The sequence below is a fragment of the Pseudomonas fluorescens NCIMB 11764 genome, from assembly GCF_000293885.2.
Classification (GTDB): domain Bacteria; phylum Pseudomonadota; class Gammaproteobacteria; order Pseudomonadales; family Pseudomonadaceae; genus Aquipseudomonas; species Aquipseudomonas fluorescens_B.
The window spans coordinates 2,901,808-2,924,127 of record NZ_CP010945.1 but is presented as its reverse complement, the minus strand read 5'-3'; the positions used below and the strand labels follow the sequence as shown (position 1 = coordinate 2,924,127).

The window sequence follows — 22,320 nt, the reverse complement described above, 5'->3', positions numbered from 1 at the left end:
AATATTTGGCGACTGATAAGCACCATTGGGACTTCAGGGAGATGTATCCATGCGCCGATTGACCCCCGTTTGCAGTGCGATTCTATTGGCCATGGCCTGCACTTCTCAGGCTCAAGCCATGTCGTTGACCGAGGCGATCCAGAGCACCATCGCCACCCACCCGGAACTCGCCTCACGTGTAGACAGCCGCCTGTCGGCGGATGAGGACGTGAAAGTCGCCAAGGGCGGTTTTTATCCCTCTGTTGACCTGAATGCCGGCTACGGGCGCGGGTACAGCGACAACACCAACACCCGCGCCTTCGGCAATCACCACACCGAGATTCTGAACTACACCCAATCGGAACTGCGCTTGCGGCAGATGCTCTTCGATGGTTTCAACACATCCAACGAAGTCGAGCGCACCAAAGGCGTGGTCAACTCCCGGGCCTATTACGCTCAGGGCACCGCGCAGGACCTGGCCCTGCGCACCATCGAGGTCTATCTCGAAGTGCTCAAGCGCCGCGAACTGGTGACCCTGGCCAAGAACAACCTGCAGGCGCACCTGCGGGTCAACGACCAGATCGGCCTGCGCACCCAGCGCGGTATCGGCAGCAACGCCGACTCCGATCAATCCGTGGCTCGCCGGGCACTCGCGGAGAACAACCTCGATACTGCCGAAGTCGATCTGGCCGATGCCGAAGCGAATTTCTATGCCGTGACAGGGCGCATGCCCGATGAACTGGAAACACTGCCGTCGATCAAGGGCGAATTGCCGGCCACGATCCAGGATGCCCAACAGAGCATGGTCGACAACAACCCGTACCTGAAATCGGCCCAGGCGGATGTGCAATCGGCCGAGAGCCAGTACGAAGTCGCCAAGTCGCCGTTCTACCCACGCTTCGACGCTGAAGCCGCGGTGGGGGCAAACAACAACATCGCCGGCGAAGAAGGCCACGACAACGAATGGCGCGTCGGCGTCGTGATGAACTACAACCTGTTCCGTGGCGGCAGCGACAAGGCAAGGCTGGCTTCCGACGCACACAAGATCAATCAGGCCATGGACATCCGCAACAACGCCCTGCGCCAGCTCAACGAGAACATCCACCTGGCGTGGAACGCCATGCTCAACGCCCGGAAACAAACCCCGACCGCCCGCGAATACGCGGAAACCACCACCCGCGTTCGTGCGGCCTACCAGGACCAGTTCGGCCTCGGCCAACGGACCCTGCTGGACGTGCTCGACAGCGAAAACGAGCTGTACAACGCCAATCGCCGCTACACCGAAGTGCGCTACACCGAGGAGTACTCGATGTACCGCGTGCTGGCGAACATGGGCCAGTTGCTGAGCAAACAACGGGTGGTGCTGCCCGCCGATGCGATCGCCCGGACCGAAGTGAAGAACGAAGCCCGTCTGCCTGAATTGCGGTAGTGCAATGGAGCGATCAATGTGACCAGCATGGAACCCGGCAACACCGGTGTCGATCCGCGGCTGAGCTTCGATGACCCGCTTCTGGACGGTCTGCTGATCCTCTGCAAACTTCATGGCGCGACGGTCAGTCGTGCCAGCCTGAGTGCCGGGCTGCCAATGGCACACCAACGCTTGAGCCTGGACCTGCTGCCGCGCGCAGCGGCCCGGGCCAGTTTGCAGGCGCGGCTGTTGCGCCGTGACCTGGAAGACATTTCCGCGCTCAACCTGCCTGTGATGCTGATCCTCAACAACGGCCGCACCGCCATCCTGCGTCGCTTCGGCGATGACGGCCGCTTGCTGATTCTGCCGAGCGAAGCCGACGGTGGCGAGCAGTGGGTCAGCCGTGAAGAACTGGCCGAAAACTACAGCGGCCAGGCCTTGTTCGCCCGGCCACGGCATGAACTCGAAGACTTGCGTTCGCCGCTGGTGCCACGGGTGGAGGCGTGGTTCCGCGACACCTTGAAGCTGTCGAAATGGCTGTACAGCGATGCAATCCTCGCGAGTTTCCTGATCAACCTGCTGGGGCTGATGGTGCCGCTGTTCGTGATGCAGACGTACGACCGGGTGGTACCGAACCAGGCGACTTCAACCTTGTGGGTGCTGTCCATCGGTTTGCTGATCGGCACCGGTTTCGAGCTGGCGCTGCGGGTGGTTCGCGCACACTTGCTGGACACCGCCGGGAAGAAAACCGACGTGATCCTGTCCGCAACGCTGTTCGAACGCATCACTGGCATGTCGATGAAAGCGCGCCCGGCGACCATCGGCGGTTTTGCCCAAAGCATCCATGACTTCCAGGGCCTGCGCGAATTCCTCACCGCCGTCACGCTGACCAGCCTGATCGACCTGCCTTTCGCCGTACTGATGCTGGTGGTGATCGGCCTGCTCGGTGGCTGGCTGGTGGTCATTCCGTTGCTGGCATTCCCGATCACCATTCTGTTCGCCATGGTGATTCAGGTGCGCCTGCGCGACACCGTGCAAAAAAGCCTGGCACTCGGCGCCGAACGCCAGGCCCTGCTGATCGAAACCCTCGGCGGCCTGGAAACCCTCAAGGCCTGCAGCGCCGAAAGCGAGCGCCAGCACAAATGGGAAAGCACCCACGGCGCCCTCACCCGCCTCGACAGTCATGCGCGCAACCTCTCGGCGCTGGCCACCAACGGCACGCTGTTCATCCAGCAGTTCTCCGGCATGGCGACCATCGTCGCCGGGGTCTACAGCATCATCGCCGGCAACCTCAGCGTCGGCGCACTGGTGGCGACCTACATGCTGGGCAGTCGCGTGCTCGCACCGCTGGGGCAGATCGCCGGGCTGATCACCCGCTATCAGCAAGCGCAACTGACCATGAAAAGCACCGATGCGCTGATGTCGCTTCCGCAAGAACGCGACGCGAAACAGCGGCCGCTGGAACGCACGCAACTGCAAGGCGCACTCGACGTCAGCGGCGTGACCTTTCACTACAACGGCCAGAACGCCCCAGCGCTGGCCAACATCAGTTTCAGCCTGAAACCCGGTGAACGGGTCGGCATCATCGGGCGCAGCGGCTCGGGCAAAAGCACCTTGGGGCGTCTGATCATGGGTTTCTACGAACCGGAGGAAGGCCAGTTGCTGCTCGATGGCCTGGACCTGCGGCAACTGGACGTCGCCGACCTTCGCCAACAGATTGGTTACGTGGCCCACGACCTGCCGCTGCTGGCCGGCAGCCTGCGCGACAACCTGACCCTCGGCGCGCGTTACATCAGCGACTCGCGGATGCTGGAAGTGGCCGAACTGACCGGCGTGACCGAACTCGCGCGGCAACATCCACAAGGCTTTGACCGGCCTGTCGGCGAACGCGGGCAATTGCTCTCCGGCGGTCAGCGTCAGGCGGTGTTGCTGGCACGCGCCTTGTTGCTCGACCCGCCAATCATGCTGCTCGACGAACCTACCAGCGCCATGGACAACAGCAGCGAAGATGTCCTTCGGCAAAAACTTCACGGTTGGGTCCAGGGCAAAACCTTGCTGCTGGTGACCCACCGCACCTCGATGCTCAGCCTGGTGGACCGGCTGGTGGTACTGGACAACGGGCGGATCGTCGCCGACGGTCCGAAAGAAGCGGTCATCGATGCACTGCGCAAGGGCCGTGTCGGCTCTGCGGCCGTCTAGGAGTCCGCTTATGGCATCTTCACAGGGTTCACGCGGCTACTTCGACAGCTTCAGCAAAAGTGCCGAAAGCGAGTTCATGCCGGAAACCGCCGGCGCCTCGTTGCAGGATTCCCCGCGCTGGTCGCGGATCACCGTATGGCTCGCCGCCGCGCTGATCATCAGCGCCGTGGTCTGGGCCAGGTTCGCGGTGTTGCAGGAAGTCACCATGGGTGAAGGCAAGGCCATTCCGTCGAGCAAGGTGCAGGTGATCCAGAACCTGGAAGGCGGCATCGTCACCGAGATCTTTGTGCGCGAAGGACAAATGGTGAACAAGGGCGACACGCTGCTGCGCCTGGATGACACACGGTTTCTGTCGAACAAGGGTGAAAGCGAGGCCGATCGTTACGCGTTGACCGCGCAGGTCGAACGCCTGTCCGCCGAGGCCGAGGGGCGGCCGTTCAAGTTGTCGCCGGAGGTGATCGCCAAGGCCCCGCAAGTGGCCGAGGACGAGCGCTCGCTGTACGAACAACGGCAACGTCGCCTGGCCAGCGAACAGCGCACGCTGACCGAACAACTGCGGCAGAAAACCCAGGAACTGGCGGAGTTTCGCTCGAAACAGAGTCAATTCAGTTCCAGCCTGGCGCTGCTGCAACAAGAGATGAACATGTCCGCGCCGCTGGTGGGTACCGGGGCGGTTTCGCCCGTGGAAATCCTGCGGCTCAAACGCAGCGCGGTGGAGATTCGCGGCTCACTGAATGCCACGACGCTGGCGATTCCCCGTGCGGAATCGGCGATCAACGAGATCAAAAGCAAGATCGACGAATCGGAACAATCCTTCCGTTCGGACGCGGCGAAAGAGCTCAATGAGAAACGTACCGATCTGTCGAAAATCACCGCGTCGAGCATTGCCATTGATGACCGAGTGAGCCGCACGACGGTGGTGTCGCCGGTGCACGGGATTATCAAGGTGCTGAAGGTCAACACCATCGGCGGCGTGGTCCAGCCGGGCAGCGACATGGTGGAAATCGTGCCCATCGAGGAAAACCTGCTGATCGAGGCCAAGGTGCGCCCGCAGGACGTGGCGTTCCTGCATCCGGGGCAGAAAGCGATGGTCAAGTTCAGTGCGTACGACTACACGATTTACGGCGGGTTGAGCGCGAAGCTGGAGTTGATTGGTGCGGACACGATTACGGATGACAAGGGCAACAGCTTTTATCTGATTCAGGTGCGCACCGATAAAAATCACTTGGGTGGGGATGTGAAACCGCTGCTGATCATTCCGGGGATGGTGGCCACTGTGGACATCATCACCGGTGAGAAAAGTGTGCTGGATTACCTGCTGAAACCGGTGCTTAAAGCCCGGACCGAGGCGATGCGGGAGCGATAGGTCCGGCGGGAATCTTCATTGGCTGTGCAATGGCTATCGCTGGCAGGCCAGCTCCCACAGGGAACTTGTGAACGCCACAGATCCAGTGTGGGAACTAGCCTGCTAGCGATGGGGCCGGTACAGACACGACTTATCTGTCGCCATGATTACGCTGGAAGATTTCCTCCCCCATCGCCGCAATCTGTCCCTCGATCAGCGCCTCGAACGGTTTCAACAACGGCTCGAAACTGACAGGCGCTTCCAGCACCTGCAACGCCTGAACAATCGCCTCCACCGTCGACAGCGCCCCTGGTCCCGGCGCCTTGCGCAAGCGATACCGCGACACGCCGCCCTCCACCAGGGTCACTCGGGGCAACGCCGCCAACAGCGGATTGAGGTGCAGCATTTTACGCGCCTTGCGCCAAGTGCCGTCCGGTACGACCAGCAACAGCGGCTGATCGTTTACCGCGTACGCCTGCAGCGGTTGAGCCTCCTCGCCAGGAAACAACAGCCGCGCCTGATAGCCCGGCTGATTCAACAGTGCCGGCAAATCGTCGAACACCTCACCCACCATCAACTCGGCATTCTTCAACCCCAATGCCGCCAACCGCGCGGTGTTCAGCGCATGGTTCACTTCGCTCGGATGTTGCAGCAACAACACCCGAGTGCGGCTGTCGAGGCTCGGGATCAGGGGGCACAGGCAATGGGTTTGCGGACGCAGGCAGCGGGCACACTGGATTCTGGACATGGTTTCAAACCTGATTGAGCTGTGCTTTGAGCAAATCGCGGAAGGTCTGGATCAACGGTTCGCGACTGCGCCCCCGGCGCACGATCATCGAGAACGGCGCCTGGTAGCCGAAGGTCGCCGGCAGCAACACGCGCAAGTCCCCCTTGTCTGCCCAGGCCTGGGCGTAATGCTCCGGCAGATAACCGATGTAGGCGCCGGACAGCACCAGGATCAGTTGCGCCTCCATGCTTTCCACGGTCGCGGCGCTGTGCTTGAAGCCATGGCGCGCCAGTTCGGCCTGGCTCCAGTAACCGCGCCCCACCATGCGTTGCTGGGTGATGACTTGCTCGGGGATGCGTCGCTCGGTGAACAGCGGATGGCGGCTGCTGCAGTACAACCAGTGTTGTTCGCGGTACAGCGGCATGTAGACCAGCCCGCTCATGCGCGTGGAAAACGCGCCGATGGCGAGGTCGAGACGGTTGTCCTGCACACCGAGTTGCAGTTCGTACGGGCTCATCACCGAAAGGTGCAAATGCACCGCCGGGTGTTCCTGACTGTAGGCGCCGATGGCCTCGGCGAAAGGCAAGGCCTTGTCGCTGACGGTGGAGTCGATGACGCCGAGGTTCAGCGTGCCGCGCAGTTCACCCTTCAGCGCCGCCGCGTATTGCTCGAAACCTTCGAGTTCGCCGAGCAGGCGCAGGGTTTCCTGGTGGAACAATTCGCCTTTGCTGGTCAGGCTGAAACCGCCCCGACCGCGATGGCACAGCACCAGGCCAAGGGCCGCTTCGAGCTGGCTCATGTAGGTGCTGATCGCCGAGGTCGAGAGGTTGAGCTCTTGCTGCGCGTTGGCGAACCCCTGATGACGGACCACGCTGACGAAGATGCGTAACAGTTTCAGGTCGGGTAAAGCGTTGGCCATGGGGGGCACTCCAAACACCAATCGAATGTCAATCCTGTGGCGAGGGGATTTATCCCCGTTCGGCTGCGCAGCAGTCGTAAACCCAGTGTTTGCGGTATATCTGAAGCTCCGGTTTGCAGGGTTTGGGGCGGCTTCGCCACCCAACGGGGATAAATCCCCTCGCCACAGGTGTGCGGCACATGGCCGCAAGTCTATCGTCGTGCCAACCATTAGTTTAGAAAAATCTGAACTAAGTATTTGCCCGTAGCGATTCTTCCCGGCCACTGCATTTCGCAGAATCGGTCCCTAGCGGTGCCCGAACCTCCCCGGTTCTGCGCAACCGACATAAATAAAACAACGACGATGAGGCCTTACCCGTGGACAAGATTCTTCACCAACCACTGGGCGGCAACGAAATGCCGCGCTTCGGCGGCATCGCCACCATGCTCCGACTCCCCCATGTACCGACCGCTGCCGGTCTGGACGCTGCCTTCGTAGGCGTGCCGCTGGACATCGGTACTTCCCTGCGTCCCGGCACCCGTTTCGGACCGCGTGACATCCGCGCCGAATCCGTGATGATCCGCCCGTACAACATGGCGACCGGCGCAGCGCCGTTCGATTCACTGTCGGTTGCCGACATCGGCGACGTGGCCATCAACACCTTCAACCTGCTGGATGCCGTACGGATCATCGAAGAGTCCTACCACAAAATCCTCGAACACGATGTAATCCCCCTGACCCTGGGCGGCGACCACACGATCACCCTGCCGATCCTGCGTGCCATCCACAAGAAGCATGGCAAGGTCGGCCTGGTGCACATCGACGCCCACGCCGATGTGAACGATCACATGTTTGGCGAGAAGATCGCCCATGGCACCACCTTCCGTCGCGCCGTCGAAGAAGGTCTTCTGGACCCGGACCGCGTCGTGCAAATCGGTCTGCGTGCGCAGGGCTACACCGCTGACGACTTCAACTGGAGCCGTAACCAGGGTTTCCGTGTGGTTCAGGCCGAAGAGTGCTGGCACAAATCCCTGGCACCATTGATGGCCGAAGTGCGCGAGAAAGTCGGCGGCGGGCCGGTGTACCTGAGTTTCGACATCGATGGCATCGACCCGGCCTGGGCACCGGGGACCGGCACCCCGGAAATCGGTGGTCTGACGACCATTCAGGCGATCGAGATCGTTCGCGGCTGCCAAGGCCTCGACCTGGTCGGTTGCGATCTGGTAGAAGTCTCGCCCGCTTATGACACCACCGGCAACACCTCGCTGCTGGCCGCCAACCTGCTGTACGAAATGCTCTGCGTACTGCCTGGCGTGGTCCACCGCTGAGGATCGGTCATGAACGAACGTGATCAGGTTTTGAAGGCCGCCGCCGATCTGGTGTCCGCCTTTGCCCGTAACGATCGCGAAGCCTACTTCGGCGCGTTCAGCGCCGATGCCAGCTTCGTCTTCTACACCCTCGAGCAGCCGCTGCTGTCGCGCGATGCCTATCAGGCGTTGTGGGACACCTGGCGTTCGGAGGATGGCTTCGAGGTGCTGTCGTGCACCTCGAGCAACGCCTTCGTCAGCCTGCAGGGTGACGTGGCGATTTTCATCCATGACGTGGCCACCGAGCTGCGCATGCAAGGGGAGCAACACTTCAGCCAGGAGCGCGAGACGATTGTTTTCAAGAAACAAGCGTCTGGCCAAGAACAACAAGGCCTATGGCTGGCCTGCCACGAACATTTGTCCGCGATGCCGGAAGGGTTGCCAATCCCTTAGCCAAACAGGTGACGCTCACACACGATGAGCGCGCCTTTATGATCGGAGCAGATCATGAATAACAACAACAACGACCAAAGCCTTACGCATATTGAAACCTACGGGGTCGAACAGATCCCGGACACTGAACGCACCGCAGGCCCGACGGACTTGTTCCGGATGATCTTCGGCGGTTCCAACACCTTTGCCACCGCCGTGCTCGGCAGTTTCCCGGTGCTGTTCGGCCTGTCCTTTCAGGCGGGCGTCTGCGCGATTGTGCTGGGCGTGTTGCTGGGTTCGCTGATCCTCGCGCCCATGGGCCTGTTCGGCCCGATCAACGGCACCAACAATGCCGTGTCTTCCGGTGCACACTTCGGCGTGCACGGGCGGATCGTCGGGTCGTTTCTGTCGCTGCTGACCGCCATCGCCTTCTTCTCGCTCTCGGTGTGGAGTTCGGGTGATGCGCTGATCGGTGGTGCCAAACGCCTGATCGGCCTGCCGGAAACCGACCTGACCCTGGGCCTGGCCTACGGTCTGTTCGCGATCCTGGTGCTGACGGTGTGCATCTACGGTTTCCGCTTCCTGTTGTGGGTCAACAAGATCGCGGTATGGAGCGCCAGCCTGTTGTTCCTGTTGGGGCTCTTCGCGTTCGCCGGTCCTTTCGATGCGAATTACGCCGGCACCGTGAGCATGGGTCAACCGGGCTTCTGGGCCGCCTTTATCGGCGCCGCGCTGGTGGCGATGAGCAACCCGATTTCCTTCGGCGCGTTCCTCGGTGACTGGTCGCGCTACATCCCGCGTGACACCTCCAAGCGCCGGATCATGGCTGCCGTGGTGATCTCGCAGATCGCAACGTTCATCCCCTTCCTGTTCGGCCTCGCCACCGCGACCATCGTCGCGATCAAGGCGCCGGACTACATCGCGGCGAACAACTACGTCGGTGGCCTGCTGGCCGTCTCACCGAGCTGGTTCTTCCTGCCGGTGTGCCTGATCGCGGTGATCGGCGGCATGTCCACGGGCACCACCTCGCTGTATGGCACCGGGCTGGACATGTCCAGCGTGTTCCCGCGGGTGCTGTCGCGAGTCAAGGCCACCCTGTTGATCGGTGTGATGTCGATTGCCTTCATCTTCATCGGACGCTTTGCGGCGAACCTGGTGCAGAGCGTGTCGACCTTCGCCGTGCTGATCATCACCTGCACCACCCCATGGATGGTGATCCTGATCATCGGTCTGCTGGTGCGTCGCGGCTTCTATTGCCCGGATGACCTGCAAGTGTTCACCCGCGGCGAGAAAGGCGGTCGTTACTGGTTCACCCATGGCTGGAACTGGCGTGGGCTGGGTGCCTGGATCCCGAGTGCCTTGGTCGGTCTGTGCTTTGTGAACCTGCCAGGGCAGTTCGTGGGTGTACTCGGCAACCTGGCGGGTGGCATCGACATCAGCCTGCCGGTGACCCTTGGCCTGGCCTCGGTGGTGTACCTGGCGCTGCTGAGCCTGTTCCCGGAACCGGCTGCGGTGTTCGGGCCGAATGATCCACGCAGCAAGGGCACGGATTCGCTCGGTAAACCGGCGATGCGACAAGCCGCCTGATTCGACACAAACGGTGATCAACGGAACCTCTGTGGCGAGGGAGCAAGCTCCCTCGCCACAAAAAGCGGCCTGATTGCCACATTGATTTTCGCCTCACCATAAAAAAGACAATCGGAGACACGCCATCATGGCATTGGATTTATTCGTCGTTCTCATATACGCCGCCGCGATGCTGGTACTCGGCTACTTCGGCATGCGCAAGGCCAAGACCAACGAAGACTACTTGGTCGCCGGTCGCAACCTCGGCCCGACCCTGTACATGGGCACCATGGCTGCCACCGTTCTGGGCGGCGCATCCACCGTGGGCACCGTGCGTCTGGGTTATGTTCATGGCATCTCCGGTTTCTGGCTCTGCGCCGCACTGGGCTGCGGGATCGTGGCGCTGAATCTGTTCCTCGCCAAGCCGCTGCTGAAGCTGAAGGTATTCACCGTTACCCAAGTGCTGGAAAAGCGCTATAACCCGATGGCTCGTACCGCAAGCGCGAGCATCATGCTGGCCTATGCGCTGATGATCGGTGTGACCTCGATCCTGGCAATCGGCACCGTACTGCAAGTGTTGTTCGGCCTTCCGTTCTGGTTGTCGGTGATTCTCGGCGGTGGTGTGGTGGTGATCTACTCGACCATCGGCGGCATGTGGTCGCTGACACTGACCGACATCGTCCAGTTCGGTATCCAGACCGTCGGCCTGATGTTCCTGTTGCTGCCCATCTGCTTGTACCGAGTGGGTGGCTGGGATCAACTGGTTGCACAATTGCCGGCGGCCAGCTTCAGCTTCACCAGCATCGGCTGGGACACCATCATCACCTACTTCATGATTTACTTCTTCGGCATCCTGATCGGCCAGGACATCTGGCAACGGGTGTTCACCGCACGAAGCGAAAAAGTTGCGAAGTATGCCGGTACCTCCGCGGGCATCTACTGCATCATCTACGGTCTGGTCTGTGCACTGATCGGCATGGCCGCTCACGTACTGATCCCGGATCTGGACAACGTCAACAACGCTTTTGCCGCTATCGTCAAAGTCTCGCTGCCGGACGGCATCCGTGGCTTGGTGATCGCTGCAGCCCTGGCTGCCATGATGTCCACCGCCAGCGCCGGCCTGCTTGCCGCATCCACCACCCTGACCGAAGACCTGCTGCCGAAACTGCGTGGTGGCAAACAATCCAACATGAACGTTAACCGCCTGTTTACCCTGCTGACCGGCATTGCGGTACTCGGCATCGCTTTGGTAGTCAACGATGTAATCAGCGCATTGACCCTGGCCTACAACCTGTTGGTGGGCGGCATGCTGATTCCGCTGATGGGTGCAATCTTCTGGAAACGCGCAACCACCGCTGGCGCGATCGCCAGCATGGGCATGGGCTTCGCCACCGCGCTGTTGTTCATGATCAAGGATGGCATGGACGCCAACACCCCGATCTACTACAGCCTCGGCGTGAGTCTGGTGAGCTTCGTGCTGGTCAGCTTGCTGTCCCGTCGCCCGGCAGTGGCGGCCAGCGCCGCCTAAGCTGAACATAACGACTTGATGCTTTCTTCGACGGGTGTGGCGTCGGTTGCCACACCCGTTTTTTTCGCCTGGAGAAAACCTTTGATGAAGATTGTTTCTCGCGATCAGTGGTTCGAGGTCAAACAGCTCAGCGACAGCATCCGCCTGATCCACGAGCCTTACATCCGTCCTTTCTACCGCTGCAACCTCTGGCACATTCAGGGCCGCGACAAGGACCTGCTGCTGGACAGCGGCTCCGGGCTGGTGAGCCTGCGCGAGCAATTGCCGTGGATTACCGAACGGCCGCTGGTGGCCGTGGCCAGTCATTGCCATTTCGACCACATCGCCGGCCATCACGAATTTGCCGAACGCCTGGTGCATCCCGCCGAGGCCGATATCCTTGAGGCACCTGACGGCGAAAACGATTTGAGCCGGGCCTTCGTCGGCGACGACATGTTCGAGGCTCATCCCGATTGCCCGCTGTGCTACGCCGAATACCGGGTGAAAGCCGCACCGGCCACGGGGATGATTGAGGATGGGGATGTACTGGATCTGGGCAATCGCGTGTTGCAGGTGCTGCACACACCCGGGCATTCACCGGGTGGCATCAGCCTGTATGAGGCGGCAACCGAGACACTGTTCAGTGGCGACATTATCTACGACGGGCCGCTGATCGAGGACGCCTACCACTCCGACCTCGATGACTACGCGCGCAGCCTGCAACGCTTGAGCGAGTTGCCGATCCGCACCGTGCATGGCGGACATTTCGGGAGTTTTTCCGGGGAGCATTTGCGCAACATGATTGACGAGTGGCAGCGCTCACACGCCTGAAGCCTGCTGTACTCAAGCGCAGGAACAACAATTCCAACGCCCTCGAAGAACCCTCATGAATAGAGCCGACGTACGTGCCGCTGTGCATTGTTTCATCAGCCGCCTGCTGGAGCGCCAGGATGACGTCGACGATCACGCCAGCCTGATGGAATTAGGGTTGGATAAAGCGGACATCGAAGACCTTATCTTCCATCTGGAAGATGAGTTTGGGTTGACGGCGTTTACGGCGGAGGAAGACCGGATGCTCACGACCGCCAGGACGGCGAACGATTTGAGTCGGTTTTTGATGGAGATCGCGCGGGATTGAGTCGGGTTCGCAAACGCGCCCCAATTGGCAAACAAGATTGTGGCGAGGGGATTTATCCCCGTTCGGCTGCGAAGCAGTCGTAATCCGCCTGAGATGGTCCGCCAGATATAACCCGGTTGAACGGTCTTAGGGCTGCTCCGCAGCCCAACGGGGATAAATCCCCTCGCCACAACAGCCCTTCGGCCCTTCGTTACCGGCGGCGCGGCTGGCGGCGACGCTGTTCGTCGTCGGTGCGAATAGGCACAGGTTGCAGAGGCGGTTCGATTAAACCGAGTGCGACACCCAGGTCATGCAGCCAGTTTTGGATTTTCTCTTTCATGGTGCCCCCTTCAGGGTAGTGCCGAGCGGCTGAAATTCTGTAGCCCCTTCGCACTGATAATAGTCCTAAGTCCTACCTAATGCTCGGCAAAATCCACAATGATCTGTTACTGAATTGATCCAAATACCTGACCATTCGTTCAGGCAATTGCTCGGGCCGGCGTTACCTCCGTCGGATAGACCGCCTGTTGCTGCTCGATCCACGCATTAAGATTGGCCCCGACCATGCCTTTGCGCCACATCAGCCAGGTCGTCGCCGTGGCGAAGGGCTCGGCCAACGGGTGCACCGCCACACTTTCACGACCCGGCAGGCTGGCCAGCATCGACTCCGACATCAGCGCCACCCCCGAACCGGCAATCACGCAGGCGAGCATTCCGGGGTAGGACTCGATTTCCATCGCCCGCCCCATGGCCGCGTGATCATGGGCGAACCAGGCTTCCAGACGCGTCCGGTAAGAACAGCCCTGGCGAAAGGTAAACACCGAGCGCCCCTGCACATCCAGCGCGCTGCGTACCGGCGGATGATCGGCTTCGCTGATCAGCACCAGGCGCTCTTCGCGAAAGGGCACGCCATCGAGCCCGGCCAACTCCAGCGGGCCATCCACCAGCGCCGCATCGAGACGACCGGTGAGCAAGCCCTCCAGCAGCTCTCCGCTGGGCCCGGACTGGACTTGCAGGTTCACCGCCGGGTAAGTGCGGTGATACCGGGCCAACAGTTGTGGAAGGTAAATGGCCGCGGTGCTGTACATCGTACCCAGCACGAAATCGCCCGCCGGTTGCCCGCCCTGCACCGCCGCTTGCGCTTCGTTGCGCAGGTTGAACAGCTTCGCGGTGTAGTCCAGCAACACTTTTCCCGCAGGAGACAACTGCAAACGCTGACGCTCGCGCAAGAAAAGTTCTACGCCGAGCTGCTCCTCAAGCTGTTTAAGGCGGGTCGACAGATTCGACGGCACCCTATGCAGTCGTTCGGCAGCACGGGTAATCGAGCCCTCTTCCGCCACCGCCTGGAAGATCCGCAGTTGGCTGAATTCCACGACATTCTCCAAATCAGAACAAGTTACTCACTATTATTCATTTTTAAAGAAAGTCAATCAGTCCTAGCCTGACGGTCATTGATCCCCTGCCGGAACTCAGACTATGTCCCCGCTGATTCGCTTACTCGCCAGTTTTATCGCGCTCATGATGGCCATGGGCATCGGGCGATTCGCCCTCACCCCGCAATTGCCACACCTGCTCAGCGAAGGTCAGGTCGACCTCACGGCCGCTGGTCTGATTGCCGCAGCCAACTACCTTGGGTACTTCGTCGGCGCCGTGGACGCAATGTTCTGCCGACGTCCCGAGCAAGTCCGGCAGCGGTTGCTGGGCGGGTTGTGGTTGTGCGTATTACTCACCCTCGCCTCGTTCTGGGCCAATGGCTTCTGGTCGCATCTGCTGCTGCGTTTCGGCACGGGCGTGGCCAGCGCCTGGGTGCTGGTGATGATCACCGCATTGAGCCAGCCACTGGCCGCGGCAGCCGGTCGACCTCGGCTTGGCGCAGTGGTATTTGCCGGACCGGGTCTGGGGATCTTTCTCACAGGATTGTTGGCGTTGGGCTCGAATCTGTTGGGTCAGACCTCTGCAACCTTGTGGCTGGTATACGCCGGCGTCGCACTGGTGATGCTGTTGGGGATTTTGCCTTTCCTGCCGCAACCGTCCGCCTCCGTGGCAGTCGCCGCCAGCGCTGCCGGTTCGGGCGACCAGGGGATCGGCCGTTTGGGGGGGATCTACTGCTTGTACGGTCTGGGCTACATCATTCCGGCCACTTTCCTCTCGCAGATGGCCAACGCGCAGTTCCATGGCCAGTGGCAAGCCGATCTGTTCTGGCCCTGCTTTGGTCTGGCGTCGGCCATCGGTGTGGTGCTGGTGAGTCTTCGTCGGCACAACCCGAACGCCACCCGTCATTGGCTGATGGCTACGTTGTGGCTGCAAGCCGCTGGTGTGTTCGCGTGTCTGTTGGGCAGCGGGTCAGGCCTGGCGCTGGGTGTATTGCTGTGTGGCACGCCGTTCCTGGCCTGCATGCAACTGGTGATGCAACGCTCGCGGGAACTGGCGCCCCACGCCACCCAGCGCAACGCAGGACTGCTGACCGCGTGTTTCGCCGTGGGTCAACTTGCCGGACCGTTGCTGGCCGCATTGAGCAGCCATTTCAGCGGCGGTTTGCAGCCGGCGCTGATCGTGGCGGGCAGCGGTCTGCTTATCGCTGGTGGTCTGTTGCTCCGTCCGGTCAGCGCTGGCCGAGGGCTTTGCGCAAACGACGGCGCACCCACTGTTCAGCGCTGACAAACGTGATGCCGAGCAGCACCAGCACGGCACCGATGACGAAGTTGAGGCTCAGCGCTTCGCCCAGCAATACCACGCCGAACGTGACGCCGAACAACGGCGTCATGAACGAAAACACCGCCAGGTTCGCCGCCAGATAGCGACGCAGCAACCAGAACCAGGTCAGGTAGCTGAAGAACGACACCACCAGTCCCTGGAACAGCACACTGGCCACCGCCACGGTGGTCAGGCTGACGTGGGTGACCTGGCCACTGAGCATCGCGATCAGCAGCAAACCGACGAAACCGACAATCAGTTGGTAGAACAACGTGAGCGTCACCGGTGCTTCCGACAAGCGCGAAGCGCGCACCACGACGGTGGTTGCGCCCCAAGCGGCGCCGGCCAATACGCCAAGCGCATCGCCCATCAACATGCGGCGATCGAGATTGTCCCACGACACGCCACCGGCAAACGCGATGGCAATCCCGATAAAGGCAAGAAAAATGCCCAACCACTGGACGGGCCTCAAGCGTTCGCTCGGCAACAGCCAGTGCACGCCCAGCGCGGTGAAGATCGGCGCCGTGTAAAGGAACACCGACATGTGCGCGGCCGTGGTCAATTGCAGGCCTTCGGAAATGAAGAAGAACTCCAGTCCAAACAGCGCGCCGGCCAGCAGTCCACCGCGCCACGTCTTGCCTACCTGATCCCAGCCGCCCTTCCAACAGATCAGCAATCCTACAAGCAACGCAGAAATACCCGACCGCCCCGCAGCCTGCATGACCGGCGCGATGTCAGGCGCCGCCCACTTGATCATCACCTGCTGCACGCCCCAGATCAGGCACAACCCCATCATCACTTGCAGGGCAAACGCATCGGCGCTACGCCGAGTGGCGCTCACTGGATCACCTCGTCAACACAATCCATGGCAATGACTCGACAGTTAAAGCAAAGGCCGGCGTGGGATCAGCTCAGTTCAATGCGATCGGCGTGAATAACGATCTGGCCATTCTTGTACAGCGCACCAATGGCTTTTTTGAAGTTGCCCTTGCTGACGCCAAACATGCTGGTGATCACTGTCGGGTCACTCTTGTCGCTCACCGGCAGCGTGCCGTTGTTTTCACGCAACTTGGCGAGGATCTTCGAGTTGAGGCTAGTGGCCGCTTCTTCACCCACCGGTTGCAGGCTCAGGCTGATCTTGCCGTCGGCCCGGACTTCTTTGATGAAGCCCTTCTCTTCCTTGCCGGCGCGCATGAACTTGAAGATTTCGTTCTTGTGGATCAGGCCCCAATGCTTGTTGTTGATGATTGCCTTGAAGCCCATGTCGGTGGCTTCGGCAACCAGCAGATCAACTTCCTGGCCGGGTGTGTAATGGGCCGGGGTCTTGTCCAGATAACGGTCCAGACGCGCGGTCGCAGTGATGCGACGGGTGTGCTTGTCGAGGTAGACGTGCACCACGACGTACTCGCCAGCAGTCATCTGACGCTTTTCTTCGGAATACGGCAGCAACAGATCCTTCGGCAAACCCCAATCCAGGAAAACACCGATGCTGTTGACTTCAACGACTTTCAAACTGGCGAATTCACCGACTTGAACTTTCGGCTTTTCGGTAGTTGCGATAAGTTTGTCATCGCTGTCCAGATAAATAAAAACGTTGAGCCAGTCTTCATCTTCGCTGGGAATATCTTTGGGAATATAACGATTAGGCAGAAGGATTTCGCCATCCGCGCCACCGTCCAGATATAAACCGAAGTTAGTGTGTTTAACCACTTGCAAACTGTTGTAACGCCCGACTAAAGCCATGTCCAATACCCTCATTGCGTGGGCGGCATTCTACCCGTTTTTGCACGCGGCGTTCGACGCCCGGCCAAGAGGCTCGAGAAAAATCCTGTGAAGGTCTTAATTTTCCAGGGATTTGTCGGTCGCGTCCGGCCATTCGTCAGGCCGATCAGCGGATTTTCGCCCCTTCCAGCCAGGCAAAAATCCATTTATACGCACTGATGTTCTTATTCAAAACAGCAGGTTACGGGGGTATTTCGAATAATAACTTGCGACGTATGCTGCTTTTGTGATGTGTATTTCAGGGGGATATTTACCAAGCAATTGTCAAGTATTTCCTGTACGATGCGTGGCCAAGTTAATTTTCTACAGGTTAATGGCCGCCATGCGTGTAAAAGCATCCAACAGCAAAGCAAAGCCAGCTCCAGCCGTTGAAACCAGCGAATCGATCAACAACCAGATTGCTGCGTTCCTCAAGTCCGGTGGCGAGATCCAGCAAATTGCCAAAGGCGTCAGCGGCCAGACGTTCGGCCCGTCCAAGCAGATCACGCTCGGCAAAAAGTAACACCGTTACAGATCCTCGCGTCACCTGGTCCGTAAGCGCTTTGAGCTTCGAAGCGCTTGGACTGGAACCCTCTCGCAACACCCCCGATACATACATCAATATTTCAAAAATCGACGAACGGCCATCGATGCCGAGCATTCGCCGGTATGCTTGCACACGTCTGGATTAAGCGTTTCAGCAGTTTTTCGTTTCTGCTCCTCGCTGTCATGGAGTGACGCATGCTCAAACCCTTTCTGTTTTTGCTCAGCGGCCTGCTGTCATCTTCGGTCGCCAACGCGCAAATCTTCCAGCGTGAACTGGGGGACTTCGATCTCAAGCTGGGCACCACCCCCAGTCGCAGCATGGCCCAGGGGCTGGTCAAACCCTCGACCATCGGCTCCTTTCACGGCGGCCTCGACCTGAGCCATGACAGCGGCTTCTACTTCGGCCAATGGTCACCGAGCATGGGATTGAGCCAGGGGAACAACCTCGAAGTCGATTCCTACATGGGTTTTAAACAACCCTTCGACCAAACCCTCGGATACGAAGTCGGCATGATCCGCTACAGCTATCCGAAGGTGGACACCCTCGACACCCAGGAACTCTTCGGCGGCCTGACCCTGCTGGGCAGCCGTTTCGGCGCAGCCTTCAGCAACGACCCGGACAAACAGAACAGCACCGTGTTCGCCGACCTGGGCGGCAATCAGCCATTCGGCGTCGGGATCAGCATGAAATACACCACCCACCAGCTCAATACTCCGGTGTCGGTGGACGGCGGGTATGTAGGCAGTTTCACCGACTGGTCGTTGACGCTGTCCCGGCCGTTCATGGGCATCGACCTGGACCTGATCTACAGCGACTCAAGCCTCAGCGGCAGCGATTGCTCCGCCTACTCCGGGCACAACAGTCAGTGCGACGGACTCGTCACCCTCAAAGCCGAACACGCGTTCTATTGATCGGCTGAACTGGCGGGCTCATCCTGCGTTCACATGAGAACCTACGCTTTCGCAAGGACTCGCCCATGTCGCGCTGGTTAAAGTGTATTGCCGTCGCACTCACCCTCAGTCTCGCCCTCGGCGCCTGCAGCCGCGTGGGCCTGGCCTATCGCAACCTCGACGTGATCATTCCGTGGACCCTCAGCGATTACCTGGACATGAACGGCGAGCAAAAAGGCTGGTTCAACGAGCGCCTGAAAGAGCACCTGAGCTGGCACTGCACCACGCAACTGCCGGGTTACCTCGACTGGCTCGACCGTTTGCAGGTGATGGTTGAGACCAATCAGGTGACCGACACCGCACTGCAAACCCGCACCCAGGAAGCCAAACAAGCCATCGCCCAGACCGCACGGGAAATCACCCCGTCGGCCATCGAGTTGTTGCAGGGGCTGGATGACAAGCAAGTCGCGGAGATGAACGACGCCTTTGCCAAGGACCAGCGCAAACGCCAGCAGGATTACCTGAAACCGTCCCTCGATCAGCAGATCAAGGAGCGCGGCGAGCGCATGGAAAAACGCTTGAAAGACTGGCTCGGCCCGCTCAGTCCAACCCAGCGACAACGTGTCGTCGCCTGGTCGAATGCCTTGGGTGACCAGAACACGCAATGGATCGCCAACCGCGCCCATTGGCAGAAGCAGTTCAGTGCCGCAGTGGCACAACGTCAGAGCCCGGAATTCCCACAGCGAATCGAGACACTTCTGGTGAATCGCGAGAGTTTATGGACGGCCGATTACCGCAAGGCTTACGCCAACACAGAAGCACAGGCGCTAAGCCTGTTCGCGGATTTGATGGCCGAGAGCAAGCCGACCCAGCGTGAGCGGTTGTTGAAGAAAATCGAAGGGGTTCGCAAGGACTTCAATGATTTGAAGTGCCTCAAGGCCGCGAAACAGAGCTAAGAATCAAAAGATCGCAGCCTTCGGCAGCTCCTACAGAGTTCTGTGTATACAGGCAGGAGCTGCCGAAGGCTGCGATCTTTTGCTTTCACCACGCAATCAGGCGATCTGCGCCTTGGACGCCACCTCATCAAACGTCACTGCATCGAGCGCATCTTCCTGCTCATCCAGGACCTGCCGTGGATGATCATTGCCAGGAATGCTGCTGTCGATCAGGCTCAATAAACTCGAACCCCGTGGCGTCAGCATGTAGTTCGAACCGGTCCCACCCTGCTCTTCAGGCCGAGGTTCGATATAACCCCGCTCCAGCAGCAACTTTTCATATTCACCGGCCACCGCTTTCAGGTGATCCAGGTTTTCAGTCTGCTCGCCCTCCGCACCTTTTTCTGCCGCGTACTCTTCTGCATAGGGCCGCGGCGTGAAGCTGGGGGCCGCGTTTTGCACTTCGTGCAGCAAGCGTTCAATCAAATCCCAGTTATAAGTCGTCATCCTGTCCAACCTCCAAAGCCCGTGAATGTGATGGCCTTCATAGGTTGTGACCGGCAGCACGCGCAGCCGTTCAGCGTAGGTTTTGAACGGCGCTGACCGGCGGTATGTCGAAATCGGCACAGGTCAAACGACAAGCTTGTGTCAGTCACCTCCCAGCATTGCGCAGGAGAAAACCCGATGAACGTTCAGAACCATCAAATCGTGTCGCGAGAAGAATGGCTCGTGGCCCGCAAACAACACTTGGCCCACGAAAAAGCCTTCACCAAAGAACGGGACAAACTCAGCGCCGAACGTCGCGCCCTGCCCTGGGTGAAAATTGACCAGGACTATCGCTTCCAGGGCCCCAACGGCGAACTGAAAATGGCCAATCTGTTCGGCGGTCGCAGCCAGTTGGTCATTTACCACTTCATGTTCGCCGACGGCTGGGACGAAGGTTGTCCCGGTTGCTCCTTCCTGTCCGACCACATCGACGGCGCAAACCAGCACCTCGCCCATCACGACGTGGCCGTAGTGGCCGTTTCCCACGCGCCATTCGCCGAATTCCAGGCATTCAAACGGCGCATGGGCTGGAAGTTCGATTGGGTGTCGTCAGCAGGCAGCGATTTCAACTACGACTTTGGCGTCTCGGCCCGAGCAGAAGATGTCGCTGCCGGCAAGGCAACCTACAACTACGAAAAATCCGACGGTGCCGAGGAAGAACTCCCCGGCCTGAGCGTGTTTTATCGCAACGAAGCTGGCGATATTTTCCACACCTACTCCACCTATGCCCGAGGATTGGACATGTTGGTGGGAGCCTACAATTACCTCGACCTCACGCCCAAGGGGCGCAATGAAGAAGAAATCATGGAATGGGTAAGGCATCACGATCGCTATGAAGACAAGGCTTCTTCGAGCTGCTGCCATGGGGGATAGAGCGCATTGTTTGCAAGCAAATGCTGTGAGCAAATAAAAAGGGCAACCTGTTGGTCGCCCTTTTGCGTATGTGCAGACACGTGCTGAAAAGCGCTAACTCAGGCATGCCAATCAAACGTTTTGATTGGCGATGGATCACTCATTTACCGCGTGCGACTACTTCGCCGGAATATACGAATACCCCTTCACCATGGCTTTCCCTTCCTTGGCGTCCCGCACCCGGACCATCTCGGCCGCGTACTCTTGCGTGTATTCAACGAAGTATTCCTTGCCCGGCTCGACCTGCAGGTTCAAGTACACGTTTCGGGGATGCGGGCGCGGTCCGGCTGAGACCTTATGCAAGCCCGGGCTCACCAGAACCCAGGAATAGTTTTTGTCATTGAGCCCCACCACGGCGCTGTCATTGATGCTGAACACGCTGTCATAAAAACTGCCTTGAATGACCTGGGTCCGCATCATGTAAACCAGCGCTTTGCCCTGCGGTGGCGCCGGCGGCTCGAAATACGGCTGGCTGGAGCTGGTATGACCGCATCCGGTCAACAACAGCATGAGCAATAGAACCGGGATACTTTTCATGGCTGCGCTCATTTGTTTTGCCCCAGTAACTGGTTGATCACCGGCCCCATTTTTTCCTCGACCGGCGCGACTTTCGACGGATCGAAGCCGCCCTCACCGGTCAGATGGTATTGACCAAAGCCGATTTGTTGATCGCCCTTGAAGAGCCGGACACTGGCATCGGACAAGTACGGGGAAAAGTCCCAGGAACGGATGGCGGTGTAGGTCAGACGGTATTCGCAACTGCTCGGAATGGGGGCGGCGTACAAGCGACTTTCGATGTTGTGCTTGCGCAAAAGCGTTTGCAGGCCATCGACGAAATCGCCCACCACCACTTTCGGGTTCTCTTCGATGCAGAGCTGAGAGATTTTGTATTGAGGAGCAACTGGCTCGACGTTGACGTTGGTGCAACCGGTCAATGCCAGTAGAAGGCTTGCCGTGACGGCCCTGAACAGCATGGTCAATCCCTGATTTGCGAGTGATAGCACAATGATACCAGTCTACTAGATTGGCGTCCTTTTTCGGTCAATTGACGGATTCGCTATCAGCCAGCTGCGTGAACAAAAGATGCCAGCGTGCTGAACTTTCCCCTGACCTCAACCCTCAACCGGATAACCCGCCTTAACCGGAACCGAGGCCCACCCCCATGAAAACCCTGCTGAAACTCACCCTCGCCGCCACCCTCGCTTGCGCCCTCCCCGCCTGGGCCTGCACGCCGGAGGAAGCCACCGCCAAACGTGAACAGCTGGCCAAGGAAGTCGCCAGGCTCACGGAGCAGAATCCGAAGAAAGCCAAAGAGATCAACGATGAGTTGCAGAAGATGGATCTGGATACGGCCAGCGCCGATCTACCGGACAAGTGTCAGTTGATCGATCAGCGTTTGAAGGAGTTGGGATCGGCGGAGAAAAAAGCCGAGGGTTGAAGAGAAGATCGTAGCCTCGCTTCGCGCGACAGCTCCGAGGATTCAGGTGCACTCGGAATACCAGGTCGCACACGCTTCATGCAGGAGCTGGCGAAGCCTGCGATCTTTGGAC

The 22,320-nt window shown here is 59.6% G+C and carries 24 protein-coding genes; 15 read left to right on the top strand and 9 right to left on the bottom strand.

What is annotated here, in order from left to right:
* Nucleotides 1-49: 49 nt before the first annotated feature.
* Genes B723_RS13445 through B723_RS13435 form a run of 3 tightly spaced genes read left to right on the top strand, consistent with a single transcriptional unit; the run spans nucleotide 50 to nucleotide 4,952 of the window.
* Nucleotides 50-1,408 (top strand): TolC family outer membrane protein, encoded by a 1,359-nt coding sequence (locus tag B723_RS13445; RefSeq protein ID WP_017337112.1) that lies wholly within the window; start codon nucleotides 50-52, stop codon nucleotides 1,406-1,408.
* An 18-nt stretch (nucleotides 1,409-1,426) separates the two neighbouring features.
* Nucleotides 1,427-3,586: a type I secretion system permease/ATPase gene (locus tag B723_RS13440; RefSeq protein WP_017337111.1), complete on the top strand. Its 2,160-nt coding sequence runs from the start codon at nucleotides 1,427-1,429 to the stop codon at nucleotides 3,584-3,586.
* 10 nt (nucleotides 3,587-3,596) lie between these two features.
* Nucleotides 3,597-4,952, top strand: a complete 1,356-nt coding sequence (locus tag B723_RS13435; protein ID WP_017337110.1) for an HlyD family type I secretion periplasmic adaptor subunit — start codon at nucleotides 3,597-3,599, stop codon at nucleotides 4,950-4,952.
* A 130-nt stretch (nucleotides 4,953-5,082) separates the two neighbouring features.
* On the opposite strand, the gene B723_RS13430 is transcribed toward B723_RS13435, so the two are convergent.
* Together B723_RS13430 and B723_RS13425 are read right to left on the bottom strand one after the other, a co-directional pair.
* Nucleotides 5,083-5,679, bottom strand: coding sequence for a tRNA-uridine aminocarboxypropyltransferase (locus tag B723_RS13430; protein ID WP_017337109.1), 597 nt, complete (start codon nucleotides 5,677-5,679; stop codon nucleotides 5,083-5,085).
* A 4-nt stretch (nucleotides 5,680-5,683) separates the two neighbouring features.
* Nucleotides 5,684-6,577 carry a LysR family transcriptional regulator gene (locus B723_RS13425; RefSeq protein WP_017337108.1) on the bottom strand — a complete coding sequence of 298 codons (894 nt, stop codon included), beginning with the start codon at nucleotides 6,575-6,577 and terminating at the stop codon, nucleotides 5,684-5,686.
* A 356-nt stretch (nucleotides 6,578-6,933) separates the two neighbouring features.
* Here B723_RS13425 and speB point away from each other — a divergent pair, with 356 nt between their 5' ends.
* The 6 genes from speB (at nucleotide 6,934) to B723_RS13395 (ending at nucleotide 12,506) form a co-directional block, all read left to right on the top strand.
* Nucleotides 6,934-7,884, top strand: coding sequence for an agmatinase (speB, locus tag B723_RS13420; protein ID WP_017337107.1), 951 nt, complete (start codon nucleotides 6,934-6,936; stop codon nucleotides 7,882-7,884).
* Between the two features lie 9 nt (nucleotides 7,885-7,893).
* Entirely contained in the window at nucleotides 7,894-8,316 is a 423-nt protein-coding gene (locus B723_RS13415) for a YybH family protein (protein ID WP_017337106.1), read from the top strand.
* A gap of 54 nt (nucleotides 8,317-8,370) precedes the next feature.
* The gene (locus B723_RS13410; RefSeq protein WP_017337105.1) at nucleotides 8,371-9,882 is read left to right on the top strand and encodes a purine-cytosine permease family protein; all 1,512 of its coding nucleotides are present in this window, start codon (nucleotides 8,371-8,373) and stop codon (nucleotides 9,880-9,882) included.
* A 127-nt stretch (nucleotides 9,883-10,009) separates the two neighbouring features.
* Nucleotides 10,010-11,389 (top strand): sodium:solute symporter, encoded by a 1,380-nt coding sequence (locus B723_RS13405; RefSeq protein WP_017337104.1) that lies wholly within the window; start codon nucleotides 10,010-10,012, stop codon nucleotides 11,387-11,389.
* An 84-nt stretch (nucleotides 11,390-11,473) separates the two neighbouring features.
* Nucleotides 11,474-12,199, top strand: coding sequence for an MBL fold metallo-hydrolase (locus tag B723_RS13400; RefSeq protein WP_017337103.1), 726 nt, complete (start codon nucleotides 11,474-11,476; stop codon nucleotides 12,197-12,199).
* 55 nt (nucleotides 12,200-12,254) lie between these two features.
* The gene (locus B723_RS13395) at nucleotides 12,255-12,506 is read left to right on the top strand and encodes a phosphopantetheine-binding protein (protein WP_017337102.1); all 252 of its coding nucleotides are present in this window, start codon (nucleotides 12,255-12,257) and stop codon (nucleotides 12,504-12,506) included.
* A gap of 190 nt (nucleotides 12,507-12,696) precedes the next feature.
* On the opposite strand, the gene B723_RS33910 is transcribed toward B723_RS13395, so the two are convergent.
* A complete protein-coding gene (locus B723_RS33910) occupies nucleotides 12,697-12,825 on the bottom strand; it encodes a PA1414 family protein (protein ID WP_003184145.1) in 129 nt (42 codons plus the stop codon).
* A 139-nt stretch (nucleotides 12,826-12,964) separates the two neighbouring features.
* Nucleotides 12,965-13,858 (bottom strand): putrescine utilization regulator PtrR, encoded by an 894-nt coding sequence (ptrR, locus tag B723_RS13390; RefSeq protein ID WP_017337101.1) that lies wholly within the window; start codon nucleotides 13,856-13,858, stop codon nucleotides 12,965-12,967.
* Between the two features lie 103 nt (nucleotides 13,859-13,961).
* Here ptrR and B723_RS13385 point away from each other — a divergent pair, with 103 nt between their 5' ends.
* Nucleotides 13,962-15,143 (top strand): MFS transporter, encoded by a 1,182-nt coding sequence (locus B723_RS13385; RefSeq protein WP_017337100.1) that lies wholly within the window; start codon nucleotides 13,962-13,964, stop codon nucleotides 15,141-15,143.
* On the opposite strand, the gene B723_RS13380 is transcribed toward B723_RS13385, so the two are convergent.
* Nucleotides 15,088-16,020: a DMT family transporter gene (locus tag B723_RS13380; protein WP_017337099.1), complete on the bottom strand. Its 933-nt coding sequence runs from the start codon at nucleotides 16,018-16,020 to the stop codon at nucleotides 15,088-15,090. The genes B723_RS13385 and B723_RS13380 overlap by 56 nt on opposite strands.
* Before the next feature lie 65 nt (nucleotides 16,021-16,085).
* Complete coding sequence (locus tag B723_RS13375) at nucleotides 16,086-16,922, bottom strand: CvfB family protein (protein WP_017337098.1); 837 nt, start codon at nucleotides 16,920-16,922, stop codon at nucleotides 16,086-16,088.
* Between the two features lie 352 nt (nucleotides 16,923-17,274).
* Between B723_RS13375 and B723_RS13370 the strand changes: the two genes are divergently transcribed.
* The 3 genes from B723_RS13370 to B723_RS13360 all read left to right on the top strand — a co-directional run bounded on the left by B723_RS13370 (nucleotide 17,275) and on the right by B723_RS13360 (nucleotide 19,333).
* A complete protein-coding gene (locus B723_RS13370) occupies nucleotides 17,275-17,463 on the top strand; it encodes a hypothetical protein (protein ID WP_017337097.1) in 189 nt (62 codons plus the stop codon).
* Between the two features lie 218 nt (nucleotides 17,464-17,681).
* The gene (locus tag B723_RS13365; RefSeq protein ID WP_017337096.1) at nucleotides 17,682-18,398 is read left to right on the top strand and encodes a TorF family putative porin; all 717 of its coding nucleotides are present in this window, start codon (nucleotides 17,682-17,684) and stop codon (nucleotides 18,396-18,398) included.
* Nucleotides 18,399-18,463: 65 nt separating this feature from the next.
* Nucleotides 18,464-19,333 (top strand): DUF6279 family lipoprotein, encoded by an 870-nt coding sequence (locus B723_RS13360; RefSeq protein WP_017337095.1) that lies wholly within the window; start codon nucleotides 18,464-18,466, stop codon nucleotides 19,331-19,333.
* A gap of 96 nt (nucleotides 19,334-19,429) precedes the next feature.
* On the opposite strand, the gene B723_RS13355 is transcribed toward B723_RS13360, so the two are convergent.
* The gene (locus B723_RS13355; protein WP_017337094.1) at nucleotides 19,430-19,819 is read right to left on the bottom strand and encodes a hypothetical protein; all 390 of its coding nucleotides are present in this window, start codon (nucleotides 19,817-19,819) and stop codon (nucleotides 19,430-19,432) included.
* 177 nt (nucleotides 19,820-19,996) lie between these two features.
* Here B723_RS13355 and B723_RS13350 point away from each other — a divergent pair, with 177 nt between their 5' ends.
* Nucleotides 19,997-20,731 carry a DUF899 domain-containing protein gene (locus B723_RS13350; RefSeq protein ID WP_017337093.1) on the top strand — a complete coding sequence of 245 codons (735 nt, stop codon included), beginning with the start codon at nucleotides 19,997-19,999 and terminating at the stop codon, nucleotides 20,729-20,731.
* A 156-nt stretch (nucleotides 20,732-20,887) separates the two neighbouring features.
* On the opposite strand, the gene B723_RS13345 is transcribed toward B723_RS13350, so the two are convergent.
* Both B723_RS13345 and B723_RS13340 read right to left on the bottom strand, forming a co-directional pair.
* A complete protein-coding gene (locus B723_RS13345) occupies nucleotides 20,888-21,307 on the bottom strand; it encodes a DUF2846 domain-containing protein (RefSeq protein ID WP_017337092.1) in 420 nt (139 codons plus the stop codon).
* Between the two features lie 8 nt (nucleotides 21,308-21,315).
* On the bottom strand, nucleotides 21,316-21,744 hold the full coding sequence (locus B723_RS13340) for an Sbal_3080 family lipoprotein (RefSeq protein WP_017337091.1): 429 nt from the start codon (nucleotides 21,742-21,744) through the stop codon (nucleotides 21,316-21,318).
* A gap of 188 nt (nucleotides 21,745-21,932) precedes the next feature.
* On the opposite strand from B723_RS13340, the gene B723_RS13335 reads away from it, so the two are divergent.
* Complete coding sequence (locus B723_RS13335) at nucleotides 21,933-22,208, top strand: hypothetical protein (RefSeq protein ID WP_017337090.1); 276 nt, start codon at nucleotides 21,933-21,935, stop codon at nucleotides 22,206-22,208.
* Nucleotides 22,209-22,320: the final 112 nt, after the last annotated feature.

Bases quoted from the DNA above. Each gene is read 5' to 3' on its own strand.
- B723_RS13415 (WP_017337106.1), top strand. From the start codon at position 7,894: ATGAACGAACGTGATCAGGTTTTGAAGGCCGCCGCCGATCTGGTGTCC.
- B723_RS13365 (WP_017337096.1), top strand. From the start codon at position 17,682: ATGCTCAAACCCTTTCTGTTTTTGCTCAGCGGCCTGCTGTCATCTTCG.
- B723_RS13435 (WP_017337110.1), top strand. From the start codon at position 3,597: ATGGCATCTTCACAGGGTTCACGCGGCTACTTCGACAGCTTCAGCAAA.
- B723_RS13410 (WP_017337105.1), top strand. From the start codon at position 8,371: ATGAATAACAACAACAACGACCAAAGCCTTACGCATATTGAAACCTAC.
- B723_RS13370 (WP_017337097.1), top strand. From the start codon at position 17,275: ATGGCCGCCATGCGTGTAAAAGCATCCAACAGCAAAGCAAAGCCAGCT.
- B723_RS13335 (WP_017337090.1), top strand. From the start codon at position 21,933: ATGAAAACCCTGCTGAAACTCACCCTCGCCGCCACCCTCGCTTGCGCC.
- B723_RS13340 (WP_017337091.1), bottom strand. From the start codon at position 21,744: ATGCTGTTCAGGGCCGTCACGGCAAGCCTTCTACTGGCATTGACCGGT.
- B723_RS13360 (WP_017337095.1), top strand. From the start codon at position 18,464: ATGTCGCGCTGGTTAAAGTGTATTGCCGTCGCACTCACCCTCAGTCTC.
- B723_RS13430 (WP_017337109.1), bottom strand. From the start codon at position 5,679: ATGTCCAGAATCCAGTGTGCCCGCTGCCTGCGTCCGCAAACCCATTGC.
- B723_RS13345 (WP_017337092.1), bottom strand. From the start codon at position 21,307: ATGAAAAGTATCCCGGTTCTATTGCTCATGCTGTTGTTGACCGGATGC.
- B723_RS13385 (WP_017337100.1), top strand. From the start codon at position 13,962: ATGTCCCCGCTGATTCGCTTACTCGCCAGTTTTATCGCGCTCATGATG.
- B723_RS13395 (WP_017337102.1), top strand. From the start codon at position 12,255: ATGAATAGAGCCGACGTACGTGCCGCTGTGCATTGTTTCATCAGCCGC.
- B723_RS13425 (WP_017337108.1), bottom strand. From the start codon at position 6,577: ATGGCCAACGCTTTACCCGACCTGAAACTGTTACGCATCTTCGTCAGC.
- B723_RS13355 (WP_017337094.1), bottom strand. From the start codon at position 19,819: ATGACGACTTATAACTGGGATTTGATTGAACGCTTGCTGCACGAAGTG.
- B723_RS13405 (WP_017337104.1), top strand. From the start codon at position 10,010: ATGGCATTGGATTTATTCGTCGTTCTCATATACGCCGCCGCGATGCTG.
- B723_RS33910 (WP_003184145.1), bottom strand. From the start codon at position 12,825: ATGAAAGAGAAAATCCAAAACTGGCTGCATGACCTGGGTGTCGCACTC.
- B723_RS13375 (WP_017337098.1), bottom strand. From the start codon at position 16,922: ATGGCTTTAGTCGGGCGTTACAACAGTTTGCAAGTGGTTAAACACACT.
- B723_RS13445 (WP_017337112.1), top strand. From the start codon at position 50: ATGCGCCGATTGACCCCCGTTTGCAGTGCGATTCTATTGGCCATGGCC.
- B723_RS13400 (WP_017337103.1), top strand. From the start codon at position 11,474: ATGAAGATTGTTTCTCGCGATCAGTGGTTCGAGGTCAAACAGCTCAGC.
- B723_RS13350 (WP_017337093.1), top strand. From the start codon at position 19,997: ATGAACGTTCAGAACCATCAAATCGTGTCGCGAGAAGAATGGCTCGTG.